Origin of the sequence: Fictibacillus sp. S7 (genome assembly GCF_004127935.1) — a bacterium.
GTDB lineage: Bacteria > Bacillota > Bacilli > Bacillales > Fictibacillaceae > Fictibacillus_C > Fictibacillus_C enclensis.
Window position 1 is genome coordinate 549,711 of the sequence record NZ_QJKL01000001.1, and the last position, 25,535, is coordinate 575,245.

The following is a 25,535-nucleotide window of genomic DNA, read 5'->3' on the forward strand; positions in this document are numbered from 1 at the left end:
GACTTTTGTCTTCGGGCGCTCTTACAGGAGAAGAGCTTGCTGACATGATTGAACTTCCCAGCGACATTGAAGTGAAAATATTTTCGCTGTTTCAGGTTCCAAGCATGCACATGACTTTTGATCATTTGAAGGTGTTGAAAGAAGCAATTGAAAATCTGTACCGTGAGGATCAATATGACGGTGTGGTAATCACCCATGGCACCGACAGCATCGAAGAAACCGCATATTTCCTTGATTTGACGGTAGCAGATGAGCGTACAGTGGTCGTTACCGGTTCTCAACGATCACCGGGAGAAACCGGAAGCGACTCCTACACAAATATGCGCCATGCGATTTACACTGCCTGTGATCCGGACTTAAAGGGTTCTGGCACCGTAGTGGTGTTCAATGAACGGATTTTTAGTGCCAGGTATGTAAAAAAGGTGCATGCGTCCAATCTTCAGGGCTTTAATTCATTTGGATTTGGCTATCTGGGGATTATTGATAATGATAAAGTGGTTCCCTATCAAAAACCGATCGGCCGGGAAGTATACCCCCTCCACAAGGAAGTACCTCAAGTGGATATTATCAAATGCTATATTGGTGCTGACGGGAAATTTATCAAAGCGGCAATGGATAGCGGGGTAAAGGGACTTGTCCTTGAAGGAGCCGGTCGCGGCCAGGTGGCCCCGCTGATGATGGAAGCGATCGTGGATGCAGTGAAATCAGGCATTCACGTCGTAATCACCACCAGTTCAGAAGAAGGTCAAGTGTATCCGACGTATGACTACCTGGGAAGCACATATGACCTGGTTGAGAACGGTGTAATCCTCGGCAAGGATTATGACAGCAAAAAAGCAAGAATCCGGCTTGCCGTTCTGCTTGCCGCACAGGAGCAAGACCGCATCAATAGCCTTTTCTAATCAATGGACACCAGTGCTTGTCGGACCTGGGCAAGGTGCTGAAGCTTTTCTTTTGTAAAATTGACAATTTGTTTATAAAACGGGTCTTGTTGTTCCCATTCTTCTTTTTCCATGGTACGATGAATGAAAACAGCTGAAAAGAGGGCTGCTATGTTTGGAATCATTTCGGCAGGGCTCGCACCTGCTATTGCCCTGCTTGCTTTTTTTTATCTGAAAGATAAATACGAGACAGAGCCTGTATCAATGGTGATCCGTTTATATATTTTCGGGGCTTTGCTTGTTTTTCCCGTAATGGTCATTCAATTTGGATTTAAAGAAGAACTTATGGTGTCACCGCTGACGGATGGAATCCTTTTGTCGGCGCTGCTTGAAGAGTTTCTAAAATGGTTTTTGGTTTTTTATTGTGCCTATATGCATGCCGAATTTAATGAGCCATATGACGGTATTGTGTATGCAGTATCTTTATCCCTTGGATTTGCATCCATGGAAAACATATTCTATTTGTATGTTCATGGTGTGAATGAAGCATTGGGAAGAGCATTGATGCCTGTATCCAGCCATGCGCTGTTTGGCGTTATCAGCGGATACTACTTTGGAAAAGCCAAGTTTTCATCCGGCTCCAAGAAAAAATGGCTTCTCGTGTTTTCTGTAATCATTCCGTTTGCTTTGCACGGAGTATATAATTGGATTTTATTGGCGTTTGAACAGGATTTTTTAATTGCCATGCTTCCATTCATGCTGTTCCTATGGTGGCTGGGGTTAAAAAAGGTAAAACTCGCCAATGCACACAAAACCGCCTGGCTGGCAAGGCAAAAAAATATTGGTTCGTAAAAACCCGAAGAGGCATTCTTCGGGTTTTTTCTATGCGTTTCTTTTTGTATAAAATGCTGAGATTTACAAAAGCTAACACCATCATACAAAGCTGAGAATATTTCACAGGAGGCACTTTCCATGAAGAAATCAATGCGTTACATAAAGCGAACGCTGTTGTTTTTAATTGCGATATTTTGTTTTTTGACCGGATTTACTCCGGAAACCACTCATGCTTTTACCCCTCAAGTCATTCAAAAAGGAGCAACGGGTGATGATGTGATCGAGCTTCAATCCAGACTGCAGTATATCGGTTTCTATAATGGTCCGATAGACGGTGTCTTTAGCTGGAGAACGTATTGGGCCCTCCGCAATTTTCAGTATGAAAATAGGCTGAAAGTGGACGGTCTCGCCGGTTTTACAACAAAAAAGAAACTGGCGGATCAAACAAAATTTGATTATGGATGGGTGCATAAGCAAATCCGTAAAGGCAACAAATTCACCACCTATGGTGGAGTACCGAAAGAAACACAAGTCAAAAAATCAACAGGCAAAACCGGTGCCGGTGCAAAAGGAACACCCGCGAAACAGGGAGCCAAGGGAAATGCTGCAAAGCCTGGTGCAAAAGCAGCAGTAAAGGTTCGCACACCAAAGCAGGGAGCAAATATTCCGGACGGTTATTCACAGAATGATATCAATTTAATGGCAAATGCCGTTTATGGCGAATCACGTGGAGAACCGTATATCGGTCAAGTCGCTGTAGCAGCGGTCATCATCAACCGGGTGGAAAGCTCCGAATTTCCGAATACTGTTTCAGGCGTTATTTTTGAACCGGGAGCCTTTACAGCAGTGGCGGATGGCCAAATTTATTTAACTCCGAATGAAAAGGCAAAGAAAGCCGTCATGGATGCCTTGAATGGCTGGGATCCAACCGGTGAAGCACTTTATTACTTTAACCCGGATACGGCCACATCAGGCTGGATTTGGACACGGCCTCAAATTAAAAAAATTGGTAAGCACATCTATACCAAATAACGGAGGTGATTTCCTTGATACGAAATGCATTGATTGCTCTTTTAGTAGTAGCCGTTGCAGGTACAGGGTATTGGGGATATAAACAGCAGCAGGAAAAGAACGCGATACGAATTCAGTCGGAAAATAATTATCAGCGCGCGTTCCATGATTTGAACTTTAATATGGATGCGCTGCACGACAAAATTGGGGAGACGCTCGCCATGAACTCCAAGCGCCAGATCTCCCCAACATTGGCCCAGGTATGGCGCTTAACGTCTGAAGCTCACAATAATGTGGGACAGCTGCCCCTTGGATTGCTACCGTTTAATAAAACGGAAGATTTTCTAACGAAAATGGGAGATTTCAGTTACCGTGTTTCATTGCGGGATTTGGAAAAAAAGCCGCTCAGTAATAAGGAATACAATAAATTGAAAGAACTTTATGCAAACTCCTCCAATATTCAGGATGAGTTGCGTAAAACCGAAGCAGTCGCGAGCAAAAAGGATATACGCTGGACGGATGTGGAAATGGCATTGTCCAAAAAAGACCAGCCACACGACAATACGATCATTGACGGCTTCAAAACGGTTGACAAATCTGCGCAAGGATTTGGTGAAACCGACTTTGGGCCGGAAGTGGCGAGCATGCATAATGCGAAAAAGCGAAATGTGAACAAGCTCGAAGGCCGAAACATCACAAAGGAAGAAGCGAAAAAAGAAGCGATTAAGTTCTTCCAATTAAAGAAGAATGTGAAGATTACTGTAAAGGAAACGGGTAAAGGTTCTCAATACCGGGCGTATTCCATTACGATGTATAACCCGGATACAAAAGCTACCACATATATGGATGTGACCAAAAAAGGCGGATACCCGCTGTGGGTTCTTCAGGATCGTAAAGTGGGAGCTCAAAAAATCAGTGTGAACAAAGCACAAAAAGAAGCCATTTCGTTTCTTAACATGCACATGAAGAGCAAAATGGAAGTGGTTTCGGCAAACCAGTATGACAATATTGCTGTATTTACCTTTGTCAGCACAAAAGACGGAGTGAGAATTTATCCTGACACGGTCTCCATCAAAGTCGCACTCGACAATGGTGATATCATGGGGTACCAGGGCACAGATTTCCTCACTTCCCATTATGACAGGAAGATTCCGGCTGCAAAAATTACGGAGCAGCAGGCAAGAACGAAGCTGAACCCGAAATTTAAAGTGATGGAAAAGCACATGGCCATCATTCAGAATGACGTTAAACAGGAAGTGTACTGTTATGAATTCCTCGGTGTGATCGGTGATGAAACGTACATCATTTATATCAGCGCGCAAAATGGTGATGAAGAGCAAGTGAAGAAATTGCGAGAAGGGCAGCCGGATTACGCTTCCATGTAAAAGGAAAGGAAAAGTCAGAGATTTTTTCGAAGGGAAAAATCATTGGCTTTTCCTTTTTTCCATGGGTTTAAAGTGTATAGAGAGACCGGGGATTGGTTATATTAGTCCCAAATATGGAGGGGAATGGCCATGAGAAAAGTAGAAAATCTGCTCGTAAAGCTTGCTCTGATTCATCTGGTTTTTCTTCTATTGTCGCAATGGGTGCTGACACATGACAGCTGGAAGAGGAATGTCAATAAGAGTATTTATTATGAAGGGGTCATCAAAGGAAACCAGCCAAGGACAACCGAGACCATAGACCACCAATAAGCTTTATGGTATAGTTAATGGCGGAAAGTTACCTATGAATAGTGATGCTTTTAAGCTTACAAAAAGCAGGGTGATTACCTGCTTTTGTTCGTATGGTACCAAAATATGTTGTTTGATAAGCAGGAGGAAACATGAACAAGAAATTAAAAATCGCCATTGACGGACCGGCCGGAGCGGGTAAAAGCACAGTCGCCAAATTGGTCGCGGATCAGCTTTCCTACATTTACATAGATACAGGAGCAATGTATCGTGCACTTACTTATAAAGCACTGAAAACCAGCAGTAATTTACATGATGGCAGCGTTTTGCAGTCTCTTCTAAAAGAGACGGAGATCGAGCTTGAGATCACCGATGCCGGACAGGCTGTCATTCTTGACGGTAGAAATGTTTCGGAGGAAATTCGAAGCGCAGAGGTCACGAATAATGTTTCTTTTGTTGCCACTCCCCAGGAAGTGCGTGAGGAGATGGTCCGCCGGCAGCAAAAATTGGCAGCCCAGGGCGGGGTCGTGATGGATGGCCGTGACATTGGCACACACGTTATGCCGGATGCAGAACTGAAGGTATTCCTGGTGGCATCCGTGGAAGAGCGTGCCAAGCGAAGATATGAAGAGAATCGGAATAAAGGGTACGAAACCAGCTTGGAACAACTAAAAGAAGAAATCAGCCTGCGCGATAAGCGTGACTCTGAGCGGGAATTTGCTCCTTTGAAAAAAGCAGATGACGCAATAGAGCTTGACACCACATCAATGTCCATTCAAGATGTTGTTAATGAAATTCTTCATTTGGTGAGTGAAAGGGCTGAATAATAAGTGAACCTTTACAGATTTGGGAAGATGGTCTGCGGCGCATTTTTAAAAAGCATGTACCGCATCAAGGTTAGAGGGGTAGAAAATATTCCCCAAACCGGCGGGATTCTGCTCTGCAGCAACCATATTAATAATTTTGATCCTCCGCTCGTCGGAGTAGCCGCTTCAAGAGATGTTCATTTCATGGCCAAGGCAGAGCTTTTTGACATGCCCATCCTAAAAACGCTTCTCCCCACGATCAATGCATTTCCGGTCAAACGGGGAATGAGCGATAAGCAAGCGTTGAGAAACGGCCTGAATCTGCTAAAAGAAGGCAAGGTCCTCGGCCTTTTTCCTGAAGGCACAAGAAGCAAGACAGGAGAACTCGGACAGGGGCTTGCCGGTGCCGGTTTTTTTGCTTTAAAATCGGAAGCTGCAGTCGTTCCATGTGCCATTAAAGGAGAGTATAAGCGCGGCAAAACAGTTACCATAATTTTTGGTAAACCGATTGATTTTTCTGAAATGAGGGAGCAAAAAGCTTCCGCTAGGGACGCAACAAACCTTATAATGTTAAATATAGAAAAGCTTCTAAAGGAATCATCGTAAAAGGCATACTGTATACATCCTTCAAATTGAAGGTTGAAAATATATACTTATACGAAATTGAGGAGGCAGTGACATATGGCTGACGAATTAAACACAAGTCTAGAAGAAACAAAGGTCCTTGAAGTGGGGGATATCGTAGAAGGTACCGTTTTAAAGGTTGAAGATAAACTGGCCATTCTTGATGTGAGCCACAAACAGGATGCGGTTCTTCCCGTCAATGAAATTTCCAATGTTTTTGTGGAAAAAGCTTCAGATTTCCTGAAAGAGGGGGACAAGGTTACAGTGAAAGTCACGTCCCTGACAGAAGATCAGCTGACCGTTTCAAAAAAAGCGGTGGATACTGTGAACTCATGGGAAGAACTCAACAAAAAGTTCGAGCAAAATGAGACATTTGAGGTTACCGTTCATGAAGTGGTCAAAGGCGGCCTTGTGGTTGACCTTGGTGTTCGAGGCTTTATTCCGGCCTCCATGGTTGAAAAACGATTTGTTGAAGATTTCACCGATTACAAAAACCGCACACTTGAAGTAAAGATTGTTGAGCTGGATCAGGAAAAGAACCGTGTGATCCTTTCACACCGTGCGGTTGAAGAAGAACTGGAATCCCAAAAGAAACAAGAACTGCTCAATAACCTTGAAGCAGGACAAGTGCTTGACGGAACCGTTCAGCGTCTTACTGATTTCGGTGCGTTTGTGGATCTTGGCGGTCTTGACGGTCTTGTCCATATTTCCCAACTTTCGCACAAACGGGTTGAAAACCCATCCGAAGTGGTATCGGAGGGAGATACAGTAAAGGTAAAAGTGCTTTCGGTTGACCGCGACAATGAGAGGGTTTCCTTGTCTATCAAAGAAACACAGCCCGGACCGTGGGAAAGCAATGTTTCCAGCTTATCCCCCGGAAAAGTTATTCAAGGCACCGTTAAACGTCTTGTTTCCTTCGGTGCATTTGTGGAAGTAGCTCCTGGTGTTGAAGGTCTTGTCCATATTTCCGAGATCAGCAACCGCCATATCGGAAGTCCTGGTGAGGTATTGTCAGAAGGTGAAACGGTTACCGTAAAAATCCTAGATGTAGACACGAAAGAGAAAAGAATTTCACTCAGCATTCGTGCAGCCCAGGAAGATACTGAGCAGAAGGATATCCGAAATAATTTTCCTAAAGAAGAAAAAGGATTTTCTCTTGCAGACATGATTGGCGATCAGCTCAAAGGGCTTAAAAAAGACTAATTAAAAAGAACTCCGTCATTCTTTCCACACCTATCTTGTAGAAAGAACTCCACGGAGTTCTTTTTTTGAAGGGAAAATTAATCCTTCTGGTGGTTTCTTTTTCTGGCTTCTTCTGGTCCTTCGAGTGATGTTGCACCTGAATATTTTAAGGACTGGTCACGATCGGATTCTACACGGTGTGATTCTCTCAGCTTTTTCTCCTGGCGGTCTTTTCCCATCTGGATTTCCTCCTTTCGCTTTTCTTTTATTATGACTGTGTGATTAGGTTTTATTCGATTTAGCCATAATGGAGGATGAGGAGGAGAGCAACATGGATGGTATTTTCTTTTATTGGATTACATGGATTGGCTGGGCCTACTGCTCATTTTTGATGAAAGCCAGCCGGCGAAGGACGATTTATTCCATAATGCTTTTAATGATCGTGATCTTGCAGGGGTTTACACTGAGAGCGGGGAATTTATTACTCCATTTTTCGTTTGTATTTTTGCTGGTGTGCGGTTTTCTTTTTGCATTCAGGCTGGATTTTAAACGAATGCTGTCATTTGTCTTTTGTTCCTGTTTGATTGCTCTTGCCTATAACGCCATGATTCTTTTCGCCATGTATGATCCGGTATGGATAGTTCTGGAAGTGAAATGGCTGCTTGCAGGGGTACTGTTCCTTTTATCTCTGTTTTTATTGCGGGAAACAAGTCTGAGGCCGTTTATGCTGGGAGCCGGGATGGCTGTCGGTGAAATGGTGTATCATTTCATTATAAAAAAACTGACGTTTGATATTGAGCTGGGCAGCCTGACATTTTTTGATGTTTTGACATTGTCAATTGCACTCTGCTTTGCATGGGAAGGACTTCATCAATTTTCAGCTTACGTTTATGCAGAAACAGTAAAAGGAAAAGGGAGAGTGCTGAAGCGGGCTTCCCGGTAAGCGTGTCTCGTCGCCTGGTGGTTGTGGGTTGGACTTTTATCTGCTAAAATAAATGAGCTAACTCTAGGCCCTTCATGACGGAAGGGTTTTCTTTTTTGGGAACTATTAAGTAAAAGGATGTGTCGACATGCAAAAGCCAGTATTGGCCATCGTCGGAAGACCAAACGTGGGAAAGTCCACGATCTTTAATCGAATTGTAGGAGACCGGGTATCCATTGTGGAAGATATGCCGGGTGTAACGAGAGACAGAATCTACAGTTCGGCTGAATGGCTGAACCGTGAATTTAATATTATTGATACAGGCGGAATAGAAATCGGGGATGAGCCACTGTTGCACCTGATGAGGCAGCAGGCCGAAATCGCCATTGACGAAGCGGATGTGATCTTGTTTTTGGTGGATGGAAAAGAAGGAGTAACCGCTGCGGATGAAGAAGTGGCCAAGCTTCTTTATCGGTCAAAAAAACCGGTTGTCCTCGGTGTGAACAAGATTGACAATCCGGAGCGCAAGGAACTTATCTATGATTTTTATTCACTGGGTATGGGTGAGCCTTATCCATTGTCCGGTTCTCATGGGATCGGTCTTGGAGATATGCTTGATGCGGTATTCAGCCACTTTCCGCAGCAGCCGGAGGGCGAGGAAGATGAAGAAACCATCCGTTTCTGCTTGATCGGCCGACCGAATGTCGGAAAATCCTCGCTTGTGAACTCCATCCTCGGCAAGGAGAGAGTGATTGTCAGTGATATTGCAGGAACAACTAGAGATGCTATTGACTCTGAATTTACGCGTGAAGGCCAAAAGTATACGATTATCGATACAGCAGGCATGCGTAAAAGAGGGAAAGTGTATGAGTACACAGAAAAATACAGCGTACTGCGCGCTTTAAAGGCGATTGACCGTGCGGATGTCGTTTGTGTGGTGCTGAATGCCGAAGAAGGCATCATTGAACAGGACAAGAAGGTGGCAGGCTTTGCCCATGAGGCAGGAAAAGCGGTCCTTATTATTGTGAACAAATGGGATGCGATTGAAAAGGATGATAAGACACTCCGTGAATTTGAGCAAAAGATCAGGGATCACTTCCTTTATTTAAGCTATGCGCCGATTCTTTTTGTTTCGGCTAAAACCAAGCAACGTCTTCATGCCCTTTATCCGTTGATCAACCAGGTGGCGGAGAACCATGCTCTGCGTATTCAAACCAACGTATTAAACGACGTGATTATGGATGCGGTTGCCATGAATCCAACACCGACAGATAACGGAAAACGATTGAAAATAAATTATGCAACACAGGTGGCAACCAAACCGCCGACCATCGCTCTCTTTGTTAATGACCCTGAACTTCTTCATTTTTCGTACAGACGCTTCCTTGAAAACCGGGTAAGAGAAACATTTGGTTTCATTGGCACACCGATCAGAATTATTGCCCGCAAGAAAAATGATTAGGTGCTGGTGCCTTTTATGGACATTCTTTTATTATTCATTGGAGCCTACCTTTTAGGTTCCATCAGTTTCAGTTACATCATTACCAAAGAGTTGAATAAGGGAGATATACGAAAGCTTGGCAGCGGAAATGCCGGTGCCACCAACACACTGCGGGTAATCGGGGTCGGCCCTGCCATTTTTGTACTTTTGCTTGACGTGCTAAAAGGCATCGTTCCAGTCTGGGTAGCCTTGTCTCTTCATTTTCCTCTGACCACGGCCATTATCGCAGGCGGTATGGCCATCATCGGACACAATTGGCCGGTGTATTATGGATTTAAAGGGGGGAAGGGCGTCGCAACCACGATTGGTGTGTTTGTTGTGGCCTCGTTTTTTCCTTCCCTGATTGCCGGTATCCTGGTGATTCTTATTATTGCGTTAACACGTTATGTTTCTTTGGGGTCGATTGTTTTCATGATTTTAACACCGGTTTTAATGTTTGTTTTTCGATCAGTGCCAGTTGAGGCAGCACTCATTGCCATGTTGATTGGCTTGCTTTCCATTTGGAGGCACCGTACCAATATTTCCAGACTGTTAAATGGTAATGAACGAAAATTAGGACAATAGGTAAGGAGTGGAATAGGAATGGAAAAAGTTGCTGTAATCGGAGCAGGAAGCTGGGGAACAGCCTTGGCCCTTGTACTTGCCGATAATGGACATGATGTCCGATTATGGGGGAGAAGGCAAGAGCAAATCAACGAAATTAATACCATACATACAAATGAAAAATATTTACCTGGTGTCGTTCTTCCAGCAGGAATTGTTGGCTACAACCATTTAAAGGAAGCGGTGGAAGGAGTACGAACTCTGCTGCTTGTCGCTCCTACAAAAGCGATGCGGGAAGTGCTGCGTGATCTTGTTCCTGTACTTGATGAGCCTGTGACCCTGGTTCATGCCAGCAAAGGGATTGAGCCTGAAACCTATAAACGGGTATCAGAAATCATTGAAGAAGAGGTTCCCGCCGAAAAACGGCGGTCCATTGTTGTTCTTTCAGGACCGAGTCATGCTGAAGAAGTTTCACTCAGGCAGCCGACGACAGTGACTGTTTCATCTTCTGCTATTGAAGAGGCAGAGTTTGTACAGGATTTATTTATTAACCAGAACTTCCGTGTCTACACCAACCCTGATATTGTCGGTGTTGAACTTGGGGGCGCCTTGAAGAACATCATTGCATTAGGAGCAGGCATGTCAGACGGTCTGGGCTATGGCGATAATGCAAAAGCGGCCCTGATTACACGGGGTCTTGCTGAAATCGCAAGACTGGGAACGAAAATGGGAGCAAATCCATTAACATTTTCGGGCCTGACCGGCATAGGCGATTTGATCGTAACCTGTACGAGTGTTCACAGCCGAAACTGGCGGGCTGGCAATATGCTTGGCAAAGGCGAGGCGCTTGATGATGTCCTGAAAAAAATGGGCATGGTAGTAGAAGGCGTAAGAACAACAAAAGCAGCCTACCAGCTCGCCAAACAGGTAATGGTTGAAATGCCCATAACGAGCGTGCTTCATGATGTCCTGTTTGATGGTAAAGATCCAAAAGAAGCGGTCGATGAACTCATGAAAAGAAGCCGTACTCATGAGGTGGAAGACGTTTCTTCCCTCATTTCAGACGGGCTCGCAGAATAAACGCACCGTCCTTCTCCCTGATTTCTATCACGATTATTAGACCTATGCATAGGATAGTGGTGAATAGGTTGTGGAGGAGGACGAAAAATGGATCGTAATCATCAATTTTTTGATAAAGTTGAAAAGAAAACGAACGTAAAAAAGGAAGATATTTTCAAACTGGCCCAAACGGTCAGTAATGAAAATTTACGGGATGAACGAACGTTAAGAAGACTGATCTCCCAGGTAGCCTCCTTGGCCGGTGTTCCTGTTTCCAAACAAAAAGAAGACCAGATTGTCAGTGCTGTAATTAATAACAATGTACCCCTTGATTTTAGTACATTGTCCAAAATGTTCGACAACAAGTAGGGGAACGCACAGTCAATCTCTCTGCAGGTCGGAATACTTAGTCATCTAAGCAGGCGGTGCAACGCGCACCAGCCTGCCTTTTTTTTGCAGATTATGCCTCTTGAATTAAATAAGAGCGCTTACGCAATTCTTATATTTTATGCTATAATTTACGCTGTAAAAAGGAGGATACATATGGACGCAGGATTAATGAAAATGTGGGTCGCTCTGTCATCCATCGGTCTAATGTTTATTGCCGTTTTTTCGATTATGATCAGCAGGGCGAAATTAAAAGGCTTTTTTAAATACATACTGGCAGCTATCGCATATCTTTGCATGTTCACGGCAGGCATACTAATTGTACTCGTCGTCTTTAGCGGTCCGGTGAAAGGATAAGGAAAGCAGCTGGAATGAAAAAAATATGTTTAATTATCGCAAGCATCTGTATGCTTTTCAGCCTGACAGGTTGCTTGTATCCTGATCAACAGAAAGCTGAGAACCGGGTCCCCTATAATGACCAGATTCAAATGGTGCAGGGAGCGGTGAATGACTACAAAAAAGATACCTCCGTTTTGCCGATTAAGAATAAGGATGCATCCACTGATATTTATGAAAAATATCCCATTGATTTTGGACGACTGGTACCCAAATATATGCAGCAGCCTCCAGGCAATTCGTTTGAAAAAGGAGGAACCTTTCAGTATGTTCTCATAGACGCGGAAACGAAGCCGAAGGTAAAGCTGATCGATCTTGTGATCGTAAACAAAGCCCAGGATCTTGAGCTTCGTCTCAAGGAATATACCCGCACGCACAAATACCCTCCCTATGACAAAATTTTGGCCAGTGGCAGGTATACCCTCGATTACAAAAAGATGGGGTATAAGGAAGCACCCTATGCCGTAAGCCCTTACAGCGGGAAAAATCTTCCGTTTTTTGTGGACAATGACTCGAAAGTACACGTGGATTATTCGATTGATTTATACGAAGCGCTAAAAAAATCAAAAGATAATAAAGAAGGAAAAGACATTCGCCCTCTGCTGACGAAAAATTCCTATTTTGTTCCTGTGCGTTCAGTTCCCTATGGCGTGAAGAATGGAGAACCCGAGTTCCTGATCGGTAAACGGTAAGTTTATAGGGTGCGGCACAAATAATAGTCATGAACTCTCCCCTTTTTTAATACATTCATAGAAAAGGAGGAGAGTTATTTATATAAAAAACGGACATGGTGAACACCTGGACAGTTTGCACACGGAAGGTCACAAGCAATTGTGCTTCTCTCCCGGTCTATACAACGAACTCAGGTCCACGCTCTTTTTTGTATGAAAAAACTTTCATTCCTTATCATATTTTTGGGACAACATCATATAGATGTAATGTCCAAGAATAGCATCCGGAACTTATTTGGATCGGGAGGGAATTGAATTGGAAAAAATCGATATTTTCAAAGATATCGCTGAACGGACAGGAGGAGACATTTATCTCGGAGTAGTCGGTGCTGTTCGTACAGGGAAATCAACGTTTATCAAGCGGTTCATGGAACTGGTGGTGCTTCCGAACATTCAAAACGACGGCGAGCGCCAGCGGGCACAGGATGAGCTTCCGCAGAGCGCAGCAGGCAAGACCATCATGACGACTGAACCGAAATTCGTTCCAAACAATGCAGTGAGTATTCATGTGGCAGAGGGCCTTGATGTGAATGTCCGTCTTGTGGACAGTGTCGGATACGCTGTACCGAGTGCAAAAGGCTATGAAGATGAAAATGGTCCACGCATGATACACACTCCGTGGTATGATGAACCCATTCCTTTTCATGAGGCAGCCGAAATCGGCACAAGAAAAGTCATTCAGGAGCACTCCACGCTGGGTGTGGTTGTGACGACAGATGGTTCGATTGGCGAAATACCAAGATACGATTATATTGAATCCGAAGAGCGTGTCATTGAAGAGCTGAAAGAGGTAGGGAAACCGTTTATTCTGGTGGTCAATTCCGTTCACCCGCACCACCCGGATACCGAACAGCTGCGCAAGGAATTAAATGAGAAATATGATATTCCCGTACTTGCGATGAGTGTGGAAAGCATGACAGAGCATGATATCAACAATGTGCTTCGAGAAGTTCTTTACGAATTCCCGGTTCTTGAAGTCAATGTGAACCTGCCAAGCTGGGTGATGGTCCTGCGGGAGGAACATTGGCTGAGAGAGAGCTATGAGGAAGCTGTGAGAGAAACCGTGAAAGACATCCGGAGATTAAGAGATGTAGACCGGGTTGTCGGCAGTTTCAGCGATTTTGAGTTTATTGATGATGCGCGTCTTGCGGGGATTGAAATGGGGCAGGGAATTGCCGAAATCGATCTGTTTGCTCCCGATGATTTGTATGACCAGATCCTAAAAGAAGTTGTGGGAGTGGAAATCAGGGGAAAAGACCACCTGTTACAATTGATGCAGGAATTTGCCTACGCGAAGCAGGAGTATGATCAAGTGGCGGATGCTCTCAGAATGGTGAAGCAAACCGGCTATGGAATTGCGGCACCTGCACTATCTGATATGAGCCTCGATGAGCCTGAAATCATCCGCCAGGGCTCGCGCTTCGGAGTCCGCCTGAAAGCGGTGGCCCCGTCGATTCATATGATCAAAGTGGATGTTGAATCGGAATTTGCCCCGATTATCGGCACGGAAAAACAGAGCGAAGAGCTGGTCAGGTACTTGATGCAGGATTTTGAAGAAGATCCGCTTTCGATTTGGAACTCCGATATTTTTGGACGTTCACTCAATTCAATTGTACGCGAAGGCATCCAGGGCAAAATCTCGCTCATGCCGGAAAATGCAAGGTACAAACTGAAGGAAACATTGGAACGTATCATAAACGAGGGCTCCGGAGGATTAATAGCCATTATTTTATAGCAAAAGACTCCTATTTGGAGTCTTTTTTGCATGGAAAGAAAGGAGGTTATTCCAAAAAATAGGCCTTTTGGCCAAGGGAATAGGGGTTTTTCGCTATTTTTCGCATAAAAACATTGTATTCTTATGGCTTATCGTTTAATATAAGGCTTGTCATCAAAGTATTTAGTAAATCCTGTATAAAACAGGAGCGAGAGCTTTATGATAGTAGTACAACCGAATATTCAGAGCATAGATACAGCGTTCTTTGAGAGGAGGTGAATGGAATGAACAAGACTGATCTTGTAAACACAGTAGCTGAACAAACTCAACTTTCTAAAAAGGATGCCACTAAAGCTGTTGATGCAGTTTTTGAGGCAATTGCTGATACGCTAAAAGAAGGTGATAAGGTACAACTTATCGGTTTTGGTAACTTCGAAGTTCGTGAGCGTGCAGCTCGTAAAGGCCGCAACCCGCAAACTGGTCAAGAAATCGAAATCGCAGCAAGCAAGGTACCTGCTTTCAAACCAGGAAAAGCCCTTAAGGATGCTCTAAAATAAGCTTATACATAGGGCAAGCAAGAACCGCATTGTGCGGTTCTTTTATTTTTTATGTAAAACATGCGACTTTAGCCCCCTACCTTTGCCTTTGCCTGATTCATATGCTAGAATCGGTTTAGAAAAACGTACAGCAATCGTTAAGTAAAACTACTTGGAACGTTGCACGAACGAAATTGGAGGATAATGCAGTGAAGGAATTTGATCAGGCGAAAATAGAACAGGCGGTTACCATGATTCTTGAGGCCATTGGCGAAGATCCATCGCGTGAGGGCCTTGTCGATACACCAAAACGAGTGGCTAAAATGTACCAGGAAGTTTTTCAGGGGCTGAATCAGGATCCGAAAGAGCACTTTGCCACTATTTTCGGAGAAGACCATGAAGAATTGGTTCTCGTTAAGGATATTCCTTTCTATTCCATGTGTGAACACCATCTGGTTCCTTTTTTCGGAAAAGCCCATATCGGCTACATCCCTAAAGGAGGAAAGGTGACAGGCCTCTCCAAACTGGCGCGTGCAGTTGAAGCCGTTACTCGCCGGCCGCAGCTGCAGGAAAGAATCACGTCAACTGTCGCTGATTCTCTAGTTGAAACACTGAACCCGCACGGCGTGATTGTTGTTGTTGAAGCGGAACATATGTGCATGACCATGCGTGGAGTAAAGAAACCCGGCTCGAAAACCGTAACTTCTGCCGTAAGAGGAGTTTTTGTAGATGATGCAGCCGCCCGGGCAGAAGTTCTTACTTTTATTCGGAGCTAAAATTTTAGGAACGGAGTGTACGGAATGAAGGTAAATGAGAATGAGTTTTTCGTCATCAAGGCAAAAGAAAACGGAGTCAACGTCATCGGTTTGACAAGAGGGACAGAGACCCGTTTCCACCATTCAGAGAAGCTGGACAAGGGCGAAGTTATGCTCGCACAATTTACAGAACATACGTCTGCTGTGAAAGTGCGGGGCAAAGCCGTTATTTATACACGGCATGGTGAAGTCGACACGGAAGTATAAAAAAAGCTTGGCACGAGCCAAGTTTTCTTTATGCAGTAATCAATAGTTGAATGCTCAATATGATATGATACATAATAGATAGAGTAAGCTTTAGTTGCAGGATGCGGGGGCAGTGACATGAGGATCATCCATGAAGTGAATAAGTTAAATGAATACGTTTTACAGAAAATGGAACATTCGTTTTTAAAGGAATATGTTAATGTTCCCCAGTTAAACAAGGATAAATGTCTGATCACCTGTTCGCTGCTGGCCGAGAGCGGATACGAGGGAGAGGAGCTGCAAGAGTTATATGCTGCGGTTATGCTTGTTCAATGTGCATTGGACACGCATGAAACGATCTTGAAGATCAGGGATGGTCATGTCAAGGAGAGGCAGCTGACCGTACTGGCAGGAGACTATTACAGCAGCCTTTACTACTTTATGCTTTCCGTCTGTGAGGATGTGGCGTTAATTCGTGCACTCTCTTTGGGGATTCAGGATGTCAATGAAAACAAGATGAGGCTTTTTTACAGCAAACATATAAAGCCAGAAGAGGTAACCAACAGTATAAAAGGAATGGAGGCAGGGATTTTAAACCGTGTCGCCCGTCATCTGAAGAAAGAACAATACATACCTTTTATCTCAGAATTTTTGTTTATTTCTGCCACCTCCCATTGCCCTGACTCTCTTTTTTCAGATTATCATCTCCAAATTAAAAATGATGTGCTGCTTGCCCGGCATAAATTGAAAACACAAAAGCAGCCGTTATCGCTAAAACCAGTCATGGAAAAGAGAATGAGGGGACTGCTTGACGGGCCTCACTATTTATTGCCGGAGGAAGGGTAGCCATGGAACAATTAAAGGAACAGAGAGTCCACTCGGTATTTGAAAAAATATCGAATCAATATGATTTCATGAACAATGTGATCAGCTTCCAGCGGCATAAAAGCTGGCGGAAAGACACGATGAAACAGATGGCCGTTAAAGAAGGAAGCATGGCGCTTGATGTTTGCTGCGGAACGGGTGACTGGAGCATAGCGCTGGCAGAAGCTGTTGGCAAGAAAGGGCATGTTAAAGGCCTGGACTTTAGCCAGAACATGCTTGAAGTCGGTAAGAAAAAAGTAGAATCGCTTAACATGGAAAATGTGGAGCTGATCCATGGCAACGCTATGGAGCTGCCATTTGAAGATAATACCTTTGACTATGTAACGATCGGGTTTGGACTGAGAAACGTCCCCGATTATCTGCAGGTAGTTAAAGAAATGAGCCGCGTCGCCAAACCTGGAGGCAAGGTCGTCTGTCTAGAAACCTCTCAGCCTACCACCCCGGTGGTCAGGCCTCTGTTTCGTTTCTATTTTTCAGTGATCATGCCCGTTCTTGGCAAGCTTCTTGCAAAAAGCTACAACGAATACTCATGGCTTCAGGAATCGGCAGGGGAGTTTTTAAACAGAAACGAACTGAAGTCCCTGTTTGAAGAAGCCGGGTTGACCCGTGTCATGGTTAAGCCATATACGTTCGGAACGGCAGCTATGCACATGGGAATTAAACAAACATAGAAAGAGAGATTGCCTTGTGTTTAAGAAATTAGCTATCATTCTTGAAATGATAAAATTCGAACATACCTTGTTTGCTCTTCCGTTTGCTTTCCTTGGAGCAATACTGGGAAATGTGGTGGAGGAAGGAACGTTTCCCTCCCTGATGGAGTGGGTTTGGATTACCCTTGCGATGGTAGGCGCGAGAAGTGCAGCAATGACGCTGAATCGAGTCATTGATGCGAGAATCGACCAGAAAAATCCGAGAACCGCCATGAGGGCCATCCCGGCAAAGCTGATCAGCATGAAAGAGGCAGCTTTGTTTATTGCCGGTTCTTTTGTACTGCTTTTTGTCAGTGCCTACCAGCTGAACATCCTGTCTGTCTGGCTGTTGCCGCTTGCTGTTTTCTTTCTGGTATTCTATTCATATACAAAGCGGTTTACCTATTTATGCCATGTCATTTTGGGCGGGACCATCGCCCTCGCTCCTCTTGGCGGATGGGTGGGAGCAACCGGAACATTGTCAGCTGAAGCGTTTTTGCTCTATGCCGGTGTCGTGTTTTGGACTGCCGGGTTCGATGTGATCTATGCCACTCAGGATGCGGACTATGACAGGAAGCACGGATTATATTCCATCCCTTCTTATTTCGGCATTCCCAAGGCCCTTGTTATCGCTCGCATTTTTCATTTGATCAGCTTTACAGCTTTTCTTGTTTTAGGGGCGGTATCCTCCTTTGGCTGGGTTTATTTCGCAGGTGTATTTTTGTCTGGCGCGATTATGGTATATGAACACTCCATGGTTTCCGCCGATGACCTGTCAAAGCTGAACCTTGCGTTTTTTACAATGAACGGAATTTTGAGTGTGGTTATGTTTATTTTCTCTTTGGGAGATTTGCTTTTATAAAAGTTTTTGCTGTAGGGGTAACAACCCGGGAAGCATCATGAATCATTCAGAAGGTGGGGAGAGTAATGGCGCTGAATATTGGCGAAATTAAATATACTAACATTCTTCCTTTGTTTTTTTATTTAAATAAAAAGGAAATTGAAAAGACCGGAGCCCAGTTTATCCCGCAGGTTCCGGCCGAATTAAACCGCAGAATGGCAAGGGGAGAAATTGATCTGGGCGGAATATCATCATTTGCCTACGGCGAGAACAGTCACCAGTACAGTCTTTTTCCCAACCTGTCTGTTTCTACGTACGGAAAGGTAGGTTCCATTCTTTTATTCTCCAAAATAAAAATTGAAGAGTTGGACGGACGAAGTATAGCCCTGACCTCAAGCTCGGCAACTTCAGTCGCTTTATTGAAGGTGATCCTAAAAGAATTTATAGGCGTGAATCCTTACTATGAAACAATGACTCCGAATTATGACGAGATGCTCTCCAGCTATGATGCTTGCCTCTTGATCGGAGAGGATGCGATTAAAGGTGGCTGGAGGCAGGAAAAAGATATTTACGTCTATGACCTTGGAGAACTATGGTATGAGAACACCAACCTTCCAATGACGTATGCCGTCATGGCAGTAAGAAACGATGCGATCAAAAGAGAAGCTCCACTCTTGGAGAAACTCTTGATTCAAATGACGGAAAGTAAAGGCCGTACAAAGGCGGATGGCTACCAGGAGATGATTGAAGATGTCCTTCATGAGCATGGCGGCGAATCCGCGTTTTGGTCCCATTACTTCCAGGGCATTAATTATGATTTGAGTGAAAACCATATTAAGGGGCTGAAGCTTTATTTTGAACTGGCCTATAAGCATTCCTTCATTCAATCTCTTCCTGAATTTACATTTTTCAATTATTCCTTACAGGGTATTTAGGTGAAGAAAATGAAACTGACAGAACTGTATACGCATGTTAAAAAGGATTTACAACAGATTGAAAAAGAACTGGAACAGACCATTTCCTCTCAGCACCCTATTATGCAGAACGCAGGAAACCAGTTGCTGAAAGCGGGCGGAAAACGAATCCGCCCCGTTTTTGTAGTGCTTTCCGGACATTTTGGAAATTATGATATTGAACCTGTCAAAAAGGTGGCAGCTGCTCTTGAAACCATCCATATGGCTTCGCTCGTTCACGATGATGTGATTGATGACGCTGAATTGCGGCGTGGAGCAAAAACGGTAAAGGCGGCTTACGACAACAAAGTAGCCATGTATACGGGCGACTTCCTGTTTGCCAAGGCGATTGAACTGATGTCGGATATTCATCAAATTGCCGCACATCAGATTTTGTCTTATGCCATGAAGGAAATGTCGCTTGGCGAAATCCAGCAAATCAGGGAACAATATGATCTTAATCAGAATGTCCGGCAGTATTTGCGCAGGATCAAAAGAAAAACCGCACTGCTTATTGCCATCAGCTGCCAGCTTGGCGCTATTGCTTCGAATGCTTCAATCGAGCTTCAGCAGCGACTGTACCGCTTTGGATATTCGGTTGGAATGGCGTATCAGATTACCGATGACATCCTGGACTTTACGGGCACCGAGAAGGAGCTGGGTAAACCCGCAGGCGGCGATTTGAGGCAGGGCAATATTACCCTTCCTGTTTTTTATGCCATGCAACAGCTTCCCGGACTTAAAGAGAAAATCGGCCGTTTTTACAAAACGATGGATGAAAGCGAGCTTTCATCCATTATTGATACAATAAAGACAAGCGGATCCATCCAGCGTGCCTCCAAAACGGCACAGTCTTATTTGGCAGATGCGCTTGCTGCAGCGGAAGGTCTGCCTGCGGGACAGGCGAAAAACAGCATGATCAAGATTGCTAAATATATTGGCCGCCGGAAATTTTAACACGTTGCTAAATACCTTAATCTTTGTTACTATTTTCTAGGGGTTGAAGATTATAGACGACCCTCAAAAGCAACTACATAGAAGATAGGGGAGAATTATTGTGGAACAAACGTTTCTAATGGTAAAGCCCGACGGTGTACAACGCAATCTGATCGGAGAGATCGTTTCACGATTCGAGAAAAAAGGATTCCAGCTCGCTGGTGCAAAATTGATGACCATTTCACGCGAGCTTGCGGAAAATCATTATGCTGAGCACAAAGAACGTCCTTTTTTCGGTGATCTTGTAAACTTTATTACGTCCGGGCCTGTATTTGCAATGGTATGGCAAGGTGAAAATGTAATTGCAACTGCAAGAAACATGATGGGCAAAACCAACCCTGGCGAAGCTGCACCGGGCACCATCCGCGGAGATTTTGCTGTTCAGGTGAGCAACAATGTGATCCACGGATCTGATTCTCCCGAGAGCGCTGAACGTGAAATCGGATTATTCTTTCATGAAGAAGAGCTCGTACAATACGAAAAAGCAGGTTCTTCCTGGATTTAATGTAAGCGTTACAAACCAGCCCGCTGCGGCTGGTTTTTTCATTTTGTAGAAAAGTAAAAGTTGTCCCTTTTCAACCGATAAACAAGGTATCACCACAAAAAAGGGGAAGAATGATGGATCAGGATTACATGCGTTTCGTTGAGCGGATCAATTTGTTAACGTCTATTGATTTGTCTCTGTATAAAGAGGCTCAGATGAAAAGACGCCTTACCGCTCTGCGCGATAAAAAAAATTATGCCAGCTTTTCCGGCTATTATGATGCATTAAAAGGAGATCAGCCCCTGATGGATGAATTTCTCGAACGGATGACCATCAATGTTTCCGAGTTTTTCAGAAATCCTGAACGATGGGATGTGGTTCGGCATAGGATAATTCCAGAGCTTATCGCCCAAAAGAGGAAATTGAAGCTGTGGAGTGCCGCATGTGCTGCAGGAGAGGAGCCGTATACCCTTTCCTGTCTTTTGCATAATGATTCATCAAAGAGGGAATATTCCATTCTTGCAACAGATCTTGACAGGGCCGCCCTTAAAAGAGCGCAGGAAGGGATTTATGACAACAACGCACTAAAGCACGTGCCTGAAGCAATAAGGTCCTCATGTTTTAGCGATACTGAAAAAGGAACAGCCATAGGGGACCATCTAAAAAAAAACATAAGGTTTAAACAGCATAACTTGTTGCTGGATGCCTTTGAAGATGGATTTGATCTGATTGTCTGCCGGAATGTTATGATTTACTTTACGGAAGAAGCAAAAGAGGAACTGTTCCGTAAATTTTCAGAAGCATTGAGGCCGGGAGGTTATCTGTTTGTAGGCAGCACCGAACAGATTTTTTACCCGGGAAGATTCAATTTGCATCCCATGGAGCCGTTTTTTTATCAGAAGCCGATCAGTTGAACAGATATCGATGATTCTTGCGGGTTGACAAATTGAAGTAAATGCTTTATCTTGTGTTTTAACGATTTAGTTTAGTTGATCAGAGTTTAGAGATGAATTTAGAGAACCAGAGTGAGTTTAGCAGAGAGATGAGAATAGCCGAGAATGATGAGTGGAGCGGAGCAGAGGGTTTATTACATAGATATCACCCATGCCTCTTCGTGCATGGGTTTTTTTGTCCCCTTTTTTTCCTCATTCATTCTCCATCCTGATGGAGGTGGATCAACACATGTTTTGTCTTCCAATTTATTTAACCCCGGTATGAAACGCGCCTTGCACCCTAATGCCTATACAATCATTAAGGAGGAATAGCAATGGCGATCAAAGAACTGCTTCAAAAAGGAATCCTGGGAGAAACGTATTCAGAAAGTGAAGCTTACGAAATGATGAATGAAATATTGGAAGGGAAAGCAACAGAAGTTCAACTTTCCAGTTTGCTTACCATACTGCGTCTCAGAGGAGAAACGATTTCAGAGATCATCGGTTTTTCCACTGCGATTCTTGATCACACTTTACCTTTGCACGTCGATTTTCCGCAGCTTCTTGACACGTGTGGAACCGGTGGCGACGGGGCTTCCACTTTTAATATCTCCACAGCTTCAGCGCTCATGCTTTCATCAGATGGCGTGAAAGTCGCAAAACACGGAAATTCGGCCGTTACTTCCAAAAGCGGAAGTGCAGATGTATTGAGCAGGCTTGGTATCCAATCGAGCAGTGATGTATCTGAAATTAATCGAAATCTGGATGAGTTTTCTTTATGTTTTCTTTTTGCGCCGAATTATCATCCGGCACTTCGCCATGCCAGCCAGACGCGAAAAGGCCTTTCATTCCGAACCGTTTTTAATATCCTTGGGCCACTTGTAAATCCCGCACATCCTACACATCAGCTGATCGGTGCGTTTAACCGGGAAACGGCCGAAAAAATGGCGATCGCCATTTCACAGTTTAAGAATCAGAGAACATTGGTTGTAACGGGGGAGGACGGCCTGGACGAGTGCTCGATTTTTGCACCGACACACTTTTTTGAAGTGAAGGATGGCCAGGTTTCAGAATTTACCCTTACCCCGGAAGATGTGGGGCTCACGTACGGTAAACTGGAGGATGTGACCGTTTCATCCAGCCAGGAAAGCGCCGCTCTAATCCAGGGAGTCCTTAAGGGGAATGCACCTGAATCGGCACGCAATATTGTGGTTTACAATACGGCGGCATCGCTATACCTCACCGGAAGATCGGATAGTATCCGGGAGGGAGTGTCTTATGCCCAGGATCTTATTGCCAGTGGCAAAGCCCTTGAGCACCTTGAAATGATACAAAACCAGACAGGAGGAGTACCCTATGCTGCAACAAATTCTTGAAGTGAAAAAAGAAGAAATAACAAAGCTTGACCGCGAGTTTGAGGGCCAGCCGAACCAGAAAAAGGTATCCCTATATGAAGCGATTGCCAATTCCAGCCGAAAACCGGCCCTGATTGCCGAGGTGAAAAAAGCCTCTCCTTCCAAAGGAGTCATTAAGGAACATTATGTGCCGTCTGAAATTGCAGCGTCATATGAACAGGGAGGAGCCGCAGCCATTTCCGTTCTGACGGATCAGCGTTTCTTCCGCGGACATGCAGCTGATCTTGTGGCCGTAAAGCAAATGGTCTCGCTGCCTGTGCTAAGAAAGGATTTTATCATTGATAAAGTACAGATCAGGGAGAGTGCCCATATTGGTGCTGATGCGATTTTATTAATCGCGGCAGCCATGGACCCCGGAAAGCTTCATGAACTGTATGAGTATGCTCGTGAAGAAAATCTGGACTGTCTGGTAGAGGTTCACTCTGTGGAAGAGCTGGAAGGGGTCCTTAATGTATTTACCCCAAAATTAATCGGAATCAATAATCGCGACCTCAGAACCTTCAAAACGGATGTAACACATACCGAGGCCATCGCTCGCCATATTCCAGACGGGATACTGACCGTGAGCGAAAGCGGGATCAAAACGGCAGAAGATCTAACGTTTTTGCGTGAGCATAACATCGATGCCATTTTAGTGGGGGAAACCTTGATGCGCGCTCCTTCTCCGGGAAAAGGAATTCAGCTGCTGTATGGTGAATAAGAATATCGCGGTAAAGTATTGCGGATGCAGGAGCAGGGAAGATTTGGAGCTTGTCATGAATTCTTCTGCAGGGTATGCGGGATTTATTTTTGCGCAAAGCAAACGAAAGGTGAGGCCGCAAGAAGTCTCACGCTGGTTAAAGGAACTTCAACCCGTTCCTCAAAAGCTCGTGGGTGTATTTGTGAATTCATCCATTGAGGAGATTGAACAGGCACTTAATGTGCTTCCTCTTGACGTGATTCAGTGCCACGGGGACGAAACACCCCAGTTTCTGAAGCAGTTAAAGAAGAAGACTGGCAAAACCATTTGGAAAGCGGTCAGGCATGAAGAGGAAGGATGGAAGGCACTGGCAGAATACGCGGGCGTTGCTGACGGTTATGTTATCGATGCCAGAGTGGCAGGTGCATATGGAGGGACAGGCACGGCGTTTGACTGGGAAGCTGTACCCTTTTATCTTGAGGCTGCTTCGGTGCAAGAAGTGCCGTGCTTCATTGCAGGAGGAATTTCAGCCAGTAATATCACCAGGCTGCTGAGGTATCAGCCTCATGGAATTGATATATCCAGTGGAATTGAAATGGACGGCAAGAAAAGCAAAGAGGCAATTACAGAATTGGAAGGGATGATCATCAATGAAAACAGTATATCCTGACAGCAAGGGTAGATATGGCCAGTTTGGCGGGAAGTTCGTACCTGAAACGATTATGTTTGCCCTTGAGGACCTGGAAAGAGGATTTTTGGAAGCGATCAATGATGAAGATTTTAAAAAGGATCTTGAACATGAGCTTACACATTATTCAGGAAGACCCACTCCATTAACCTATGCAGGGAAGCTGACCGAACGACTCGGCGGAGCAGGCATCTATCTGAAAAGAGAGGATCTGAACCATACCGGCGCACATAAAATTAACAATGCGATCGGACAGGCACTCCTCGCCAAACGGATGGGGAAAAAGAAAATCATTGCAGAAACAGGAGCGGGCCAGCATGGTGTGGCGGCGGCAACTGCGGCGGCCCGCTACGGCCTTGAATGCAAAGTATACATGGGAGAAGAAGACATCCGGAGACAGGAATTGAATGTGTTCCGAATGAAACTTCTTGGTGCAGAGGTTATACCTGTAACCAGCGGCACACGGACCTTGAAGGATGCGACAAATGAAGCCATCCGGCAGTGGGTGTCAGCGGTTGAAGATACGTTTTATTTGATTGGTTCCGCTGTTGGTCCGCACCCTTATCCGAAAATTGTTAAAGAGTTTCAAAGTGTGATCGGGTTTGAAGCGAAAGCCCAGTACAAGGAGATGCATGGCGGAAAGCTTCCCGATAAGGTCGTAGCCTGTGTGGGCGGAGGAAGCAATGCAATCGGCATTTTTGCCGGGTTTGTCAATGAGGATGTAAAGCTTGTAGGCGTTGAAGCCGGAGGAAAGGGAATCCTGACAGGGCTGCATGCAGCTACAATGGCAAACGGGAGAGAAGGCGTTATCCACGGTTCACTTACGTATCTTCTGCAATCAGAGGAAGGGCAGATCCAGGAGCCTTATTCCATCTCGGCGGGACTTGATTATCCAGGTGTGGGACCTGAGCATGCCTACTTAAAATTCACTAAACGGGTGGATTATCAATGTATTACCGACGAGGAAGCGCTCGAGGCACTGAACATTCTTTGCCTGGAAGAGGGGATTCTTTGTGCACTTGAGAGTGCTCATGCTGTTGCCCAGGCGATCAAAGAAGCAAAAACCATGAGCCCTGACGAAAATATGATTATATGCCTCTCCGGCCGCGGAGATAAGGATGTTCATACTCTGTTTGAACAGCAGAAGGAGGAAGATTCCCATGACCAATAGG

The 25,535-nt window shown here is 44.7% G+C and carries 32 protein-coding genes; 30 read left to right on the forward strand and 2 right to left on the reverse strand.

Features of this window, described 5'->3' with window-relative positions; translation table 11 throughout:
* The coding region (locus DMO16_RS02845) for an asparaginase (RefSeq protein ID WP_164989009.1) at positions 1-902 on the forward strand (902 nt) is incomplete at its 5' end.
* On the opposite strand, the gene DMO16_RS24115 is transcribed toward DMO16_RS02845, so the two are convergent.
* Positions 899-1,066: a hypothetical protein gene (locus DMO16_RS24115; RefSeq protein WP_156412562.1), complete on the reverse strand. Its 168-nt coding sequence runs from the start codon at positions 1,064-1,066 to the stop codon at positions 899-901. The two genes, DMO16_RS02845 and DMO16_RS24115, sit on opposite strands and share 4 nt — an antisense overlap.
* On the opposite strand from DMO16_RS24115, the gene prsW reads away from it, so the two are divergent.
* The 7 genes from prsW (at position 1,053) to rpsA (ending at position 7,032) form a co-directional block, all read left to right on the forward strand.
* Entirely contained in the window at positions 1,053-1,733 is a 681-nt protein-coding gene (prsW, locus tag DMO16_RS02850; RefSeq protein WP_061970715.1) for a glutamic-type intramembrane protease PrsW, read from the forward strand. The genes DMO16_RS24115 and prsW overlap by 14 nt on opposite strands.
* A gap of 120 nt (positions 1,734-1,853) precedes the next feature.
* Positions 1,854-2,747 carry a spore cortex-lytic enzyme gene (gene sleB, locus DMO16_RS02855; RefSeq protein ID WP_061970713.1) on the forward strand — a complete coding sequence of 298 codons (894 nt, stop codon included), beginning with the start codon at positions 1,854-1,856 and terminating at the stop codon, positions 2,745-2,747.
* 14 nt (positions 2,748-2,761) lie between these two features.
* Positions 2,762-4,111, forward strand: coding sequence for a germination protein YpeB (gene ypeB, locus DMO16_RS02860; protein ID WP_061970711.1), 1,350 nt, complete (start codon positions 2,762-2,764; stop codon positions 4,109-4,111).
* Between the two features lie 129 nt (positions 4,112-4,240).
* Complete coding sequence (locus tag DMO16_RS02865) at positions 4,241-4,420, forward strand: DUF5359 family protein (RefSeq protein ID WP_061970709.1); 180 nt, start codon at positions 4,241-4,243, stop codon at positions 4,418-4,420.
* A 131-nt stretch (positions 4,421-4,551) separates the two neighbouring features.
* Positions 4,552-5,226: a (d)CMP kinase gene (gene cmk, locus DMO16_RS02870; RefSeq protein WP_061970707.1), complete on the forward strand. Its 675-nt coding sequence runs from the start codon at positions 4,552-4,554 to the stop codon at positions 5,224-5,226.
* Positions 5,227-5,229: 3 nt separating this feature from the next.
* Positions 5,230-5,811 carry a lysophospholipid acyltransferase family protein gene (locus DMO16_RS02875; protein WP_061970705.1) on the forward strand — a complete coding sequence of 194 codons (582 nt, stop codon included), beginning with the start codon at positions 5,230-5,232 and terminating at the stop codon, positions 5,809-5,811.
* A gap of 75 nt (positions 5,812-5,886) precedes the next feature.
* Entirely contained in the window at positions 5,887-7,032 is a 1,146-nt protein-coding gene (gene rpsA / locus DMO16_RS02880) for a 30S ribosomal protein S1 (protein ID WP_129475230.1), read from the forward strand.
* A 77-nt stretch (positions 7,033-7,109) separates the two neighbouring features.
* Here rpsA and DMO16_RS02885 read toward each other — a convergent pair whose 3' ends face one another.
* Entirely contained in the window at positions 7,110-7,250 is a 141-nt protein-coding gene (locus DMO16_RS02885; protein ID WP_074440490.1) for a YpzI family protein, read from the reverse strand.
* Positions 7,251-7,342: 92 nt separating this feature from the next.
* Between DMO16_RS02885 and DMO16_RS02890 the strand changes: the two genes are divergently transcribed.
* The 22 genes from DMO16_RS02890 to trpB all read left to right on the forward strand — a co-directional run bounded on the left by DMO16_RS02890 (position 7,343) and on the right by trpB (position 25,534).
* Positions 7,343-7,954 (forward strand): YphA family membrane protein, encoded by a 612-nt coding sequence (locus DMO16_RS02890; protein WP_061970699.1) that lies wholly within the window; start codon positions 7,343-7,345, stop codon positions 7,952-7,954.
* Positions 7,955-8,081: 127 nt separating this feature from the next.
* Positions 8,082-9,395 carry a ribosome biogenesis GTPase Der gene (der, locus tag DMO16_RS02895; protein WP_129475233.1) on the forward strand — a complete coding sequence of 438 codons (1,314 nt, stop codon included), beginning with the start codon at positions 8,082-8,084 and terminating at the stop codon, positions 9,393-9,395.
* Positions 9,396-9,410: 15 nt separating this feature from the next.
* The gene (plsY, locus tag DMO16_RS02900) at positions 9,411-9,998 is read left to right on the forward strand and encodes a glycerol-3-phosphate 1-O-acyltransferase PlsY (RefSeq protein WP_129475235.1); all 588 of its coding nucleotides are present in this window, start codon (positions 9,411-9,413) and stop codon (positions 9,996-9,998) included.
* Between the two features lie 18 nt (positions 9,999-10,016).
* Positions 10,017-11,057: an NAD(P)H-dependent glycerol-3-phosphate dehydrogenase gene (locus DMO16_RS02905; protein WP_129475237.1), complete on the forward strand. Its 1,041-nt coding sequence runs from the start codon at positions 10,017-10,019 to the stop codon at positions 11,055-11,057.
* An 87-nt stretch (positions 11,058-11,144) separates the two neighbouring features.
* Positions 11,145-11,405, forward strand: coding sequence for a stage VI sporulation protein F (locus DMO16_RS02910; protein ID WP_061970689.1), 261 nt, complete (start codon positions 11,145-11,147; stop codon positions 11,403-11,405).
* Positions 11,406-11,579: 174 nt separating this feature from the next.
* Positions 11,580-11,780 (forward strand): DUF2768 domain-containing protein, encoded by a 201-nt coding sequence (locus DMO16_RS02915; protein ID WP_129475239.1) that lies wholly within the window; start codon positions 11,580-11,582, stop codon positions 11,778-11,780.
* Between the two features lie 14 nt (positions 11,781-11,794).
* Positions 11,795-12,511, forward strand: a complete 717-nt coding sequence (locus tag DMO16_RS02920; protein WP_129475241.1) for a hypothetical protein — start codon at positions 11,795-11,797, stop codon at positions 12,509-12,511.
* Between the two features lie 295 nt (positions 12,512-12,806).
* Positions 12,807-14,285 (forward strand): stage IV sporulation protein A, encoded by a 1,479-nt coding sequence (gene spoIVA, locus DMO16_RS02925; RefSeq protein WP_061970681.1) that lies wholly within the window; start codon positions 12,807-12,809, stop codon positions 14,283-14,285.
* Between the two features lie 263 nt (positions 14,286-14,548).
* A complete protein-coding gene (locus DMO16_RS02930) occupies positions 14,549-14,821 on the forward strand; it encodes an HU family DNA-binding protein (protein ID WP_061970679.1) in 273 nt (90 codons plus the stop codon).
* 188 nt (positions 14,822-15,009) lie between these two features.
* On the forward strand, positions 15,010-15,576 hold the full coding sequence (gene folE / locus DMO16_RS02935; protein WP_061970677.1) for a GTP cyclohydrolase I FolE: 567 nt from the start codon (positions 15,010-15,012) through the stop codon (positions 15,574-15,576).
* A gap of 24 nt (positions 15,577-15,600) precedes the next feature.
* Positions 15,601-15,822 carry a trp RNA-binding attenuation protein MtrB gene (gene mtrB, locus DMO16_RS02940; RefSeq protein WP_061970674.1) on the forward strand — a complete coding sequence of 74 codons (222 nt, stop codon included), beginning with the start codon at positions 15,601-15,603 and terminating at the stop codon, positions 15,820-15,822.
* 117 nt (positions 15,823-15,939) lie between these two features.
* Positions 15,940-16,647 carry a heptaprenyl diphosphate synthase component 1 gene (locus DMO16_RS02945; protein ID WP_061970672.1) on the forward strand — a complete coding sequence of 236 codons (708 nt, stop codon included), beginning with the start codon at positions 15,940-15,942 and terminating at the stop codon, positions 16,645-16,647.
* Between the two features lie 2 nt (positions 16,648-16,649).
* Positions 16,650-17,357, forward strand: coding sequence for a demethylmenaquinone methyltransferase (locus DMO16_RS02950; RefSeq protein ID WP_061970666.1), 708 nt, complete (start codon positions 16,650-16,652; stop codon positions 17,355-17,357).
* Positions 17,358-17,373: 16 nt separating this feature from the next.
* A complete protein-coding gene (locus DMO16_RS02955) occupies positions 17,374-18,237 on the forward strand; it encodes a UbiA-like polyprenyltransferase (RefSeq protein ID WP_074440489.1) in 864 nt (287 codons plus the stop codon).
* A 65-nt stretch (positions 18,238-18,302) separates the two neighbouring features.
* Positions 18,303-19,151: a menaquinone biosynthesis protein gene (locus DMO16_RS02960; RefSeq protein ID WP_061970663.1), complete on the forward strand. Its 849-nt coding sequence runs from the start codon at positions 18,303-18,305 to the stop codon at positions 19,149-19,151.
* A 9-nt stretch (positions 19,152-19,160) separates the two neighbouring features.
* Entirely contained in the window at positions 19,161-20,126 is a 966-nt protein-coding gene (hepT, locus tag DMO16_RS02965; protein WP_061970661.1) for a heptaprenyl diphosphate synthase component II, read from the forward strand.
* Between the two features lie 100 nt (positions 20,127-20,226).
* Positions 20,227-20,670 (forward strand): nucleoside-diphosphate kinase, encoded by a 444-nt coding sequence (gene ndk / locus DMO16_RS02970; RefSeq protein WP_061970659.1) that lies wholly within the window; start codon positions 20,227-20,229, stop codon positions 20,668-20,670.
* A 110-nt stretch (positions 20,671-20,780) separates the two neighbouring features.
* Entirely contained in the window at positions 20,781-21,563 is a 783-nt protein-coding gene (locus DMO16_RS02975) for a CheR family methyltransferase (RefSeq protein ID WP_129475244.1), read from the forward strand.
* A gap of 353 nt (positions 21,564-21,916) precedes the next feature.
* Positions 21,917-22,957: an anthranilate phosphoribosyltransferase gene (trpD, locus tag DMO16_RS02980; protein WP_129475246.1), complete on the forward strand. Its 1,041-nt coding sequence runs from the start codon at positions 21,917-21,919 to the stop codon at positions 22,955-22,957.
* On the forward strand, positions 22,938-23,696 hold the full coding sequence (gene trpC, locus DMO16_RS02985) for an indole-3-glycerol phosphate synthase TrpC (RefSeq protein WP_129475248.1): 759 nt from the start codon (positions 22,938-22,940) through the stop codon (positions 23,694-23,696). Before trpD ends, trpC begins: the two co-directional genes overlap by 20 nt.
* Positions 23,686-24,345, forward strand: coding sequence for a phosphoribosylanthranilate isomerase (locus DMO16_RS02990; protein ID WP_129475250.1), 660 nt, complete (start codon positions 23,686-23,688; stop codon positions 24,343-24,345). Before trpC ends, DMO16_RS02990 begins: the two co-directional genes overlap by 11 nt.
* Positions 24,326-25,534, forward strand: a complete 1,209-nt coding sequence (gene trpB, locus DMO16_RS02995) for a tryptophan synthase subunit beta (protein WP_129475252.1) — start codon at positions 24,326-24,328, stop codon at positions 25,532-25,534. The genes DMO16_RS02990 and trpB overlap by 20 nt, the downstream gene beginning before the upstream one ends.
* The last annotated feature ends 1 nt before the right edge of the window (position 25,535 follow it).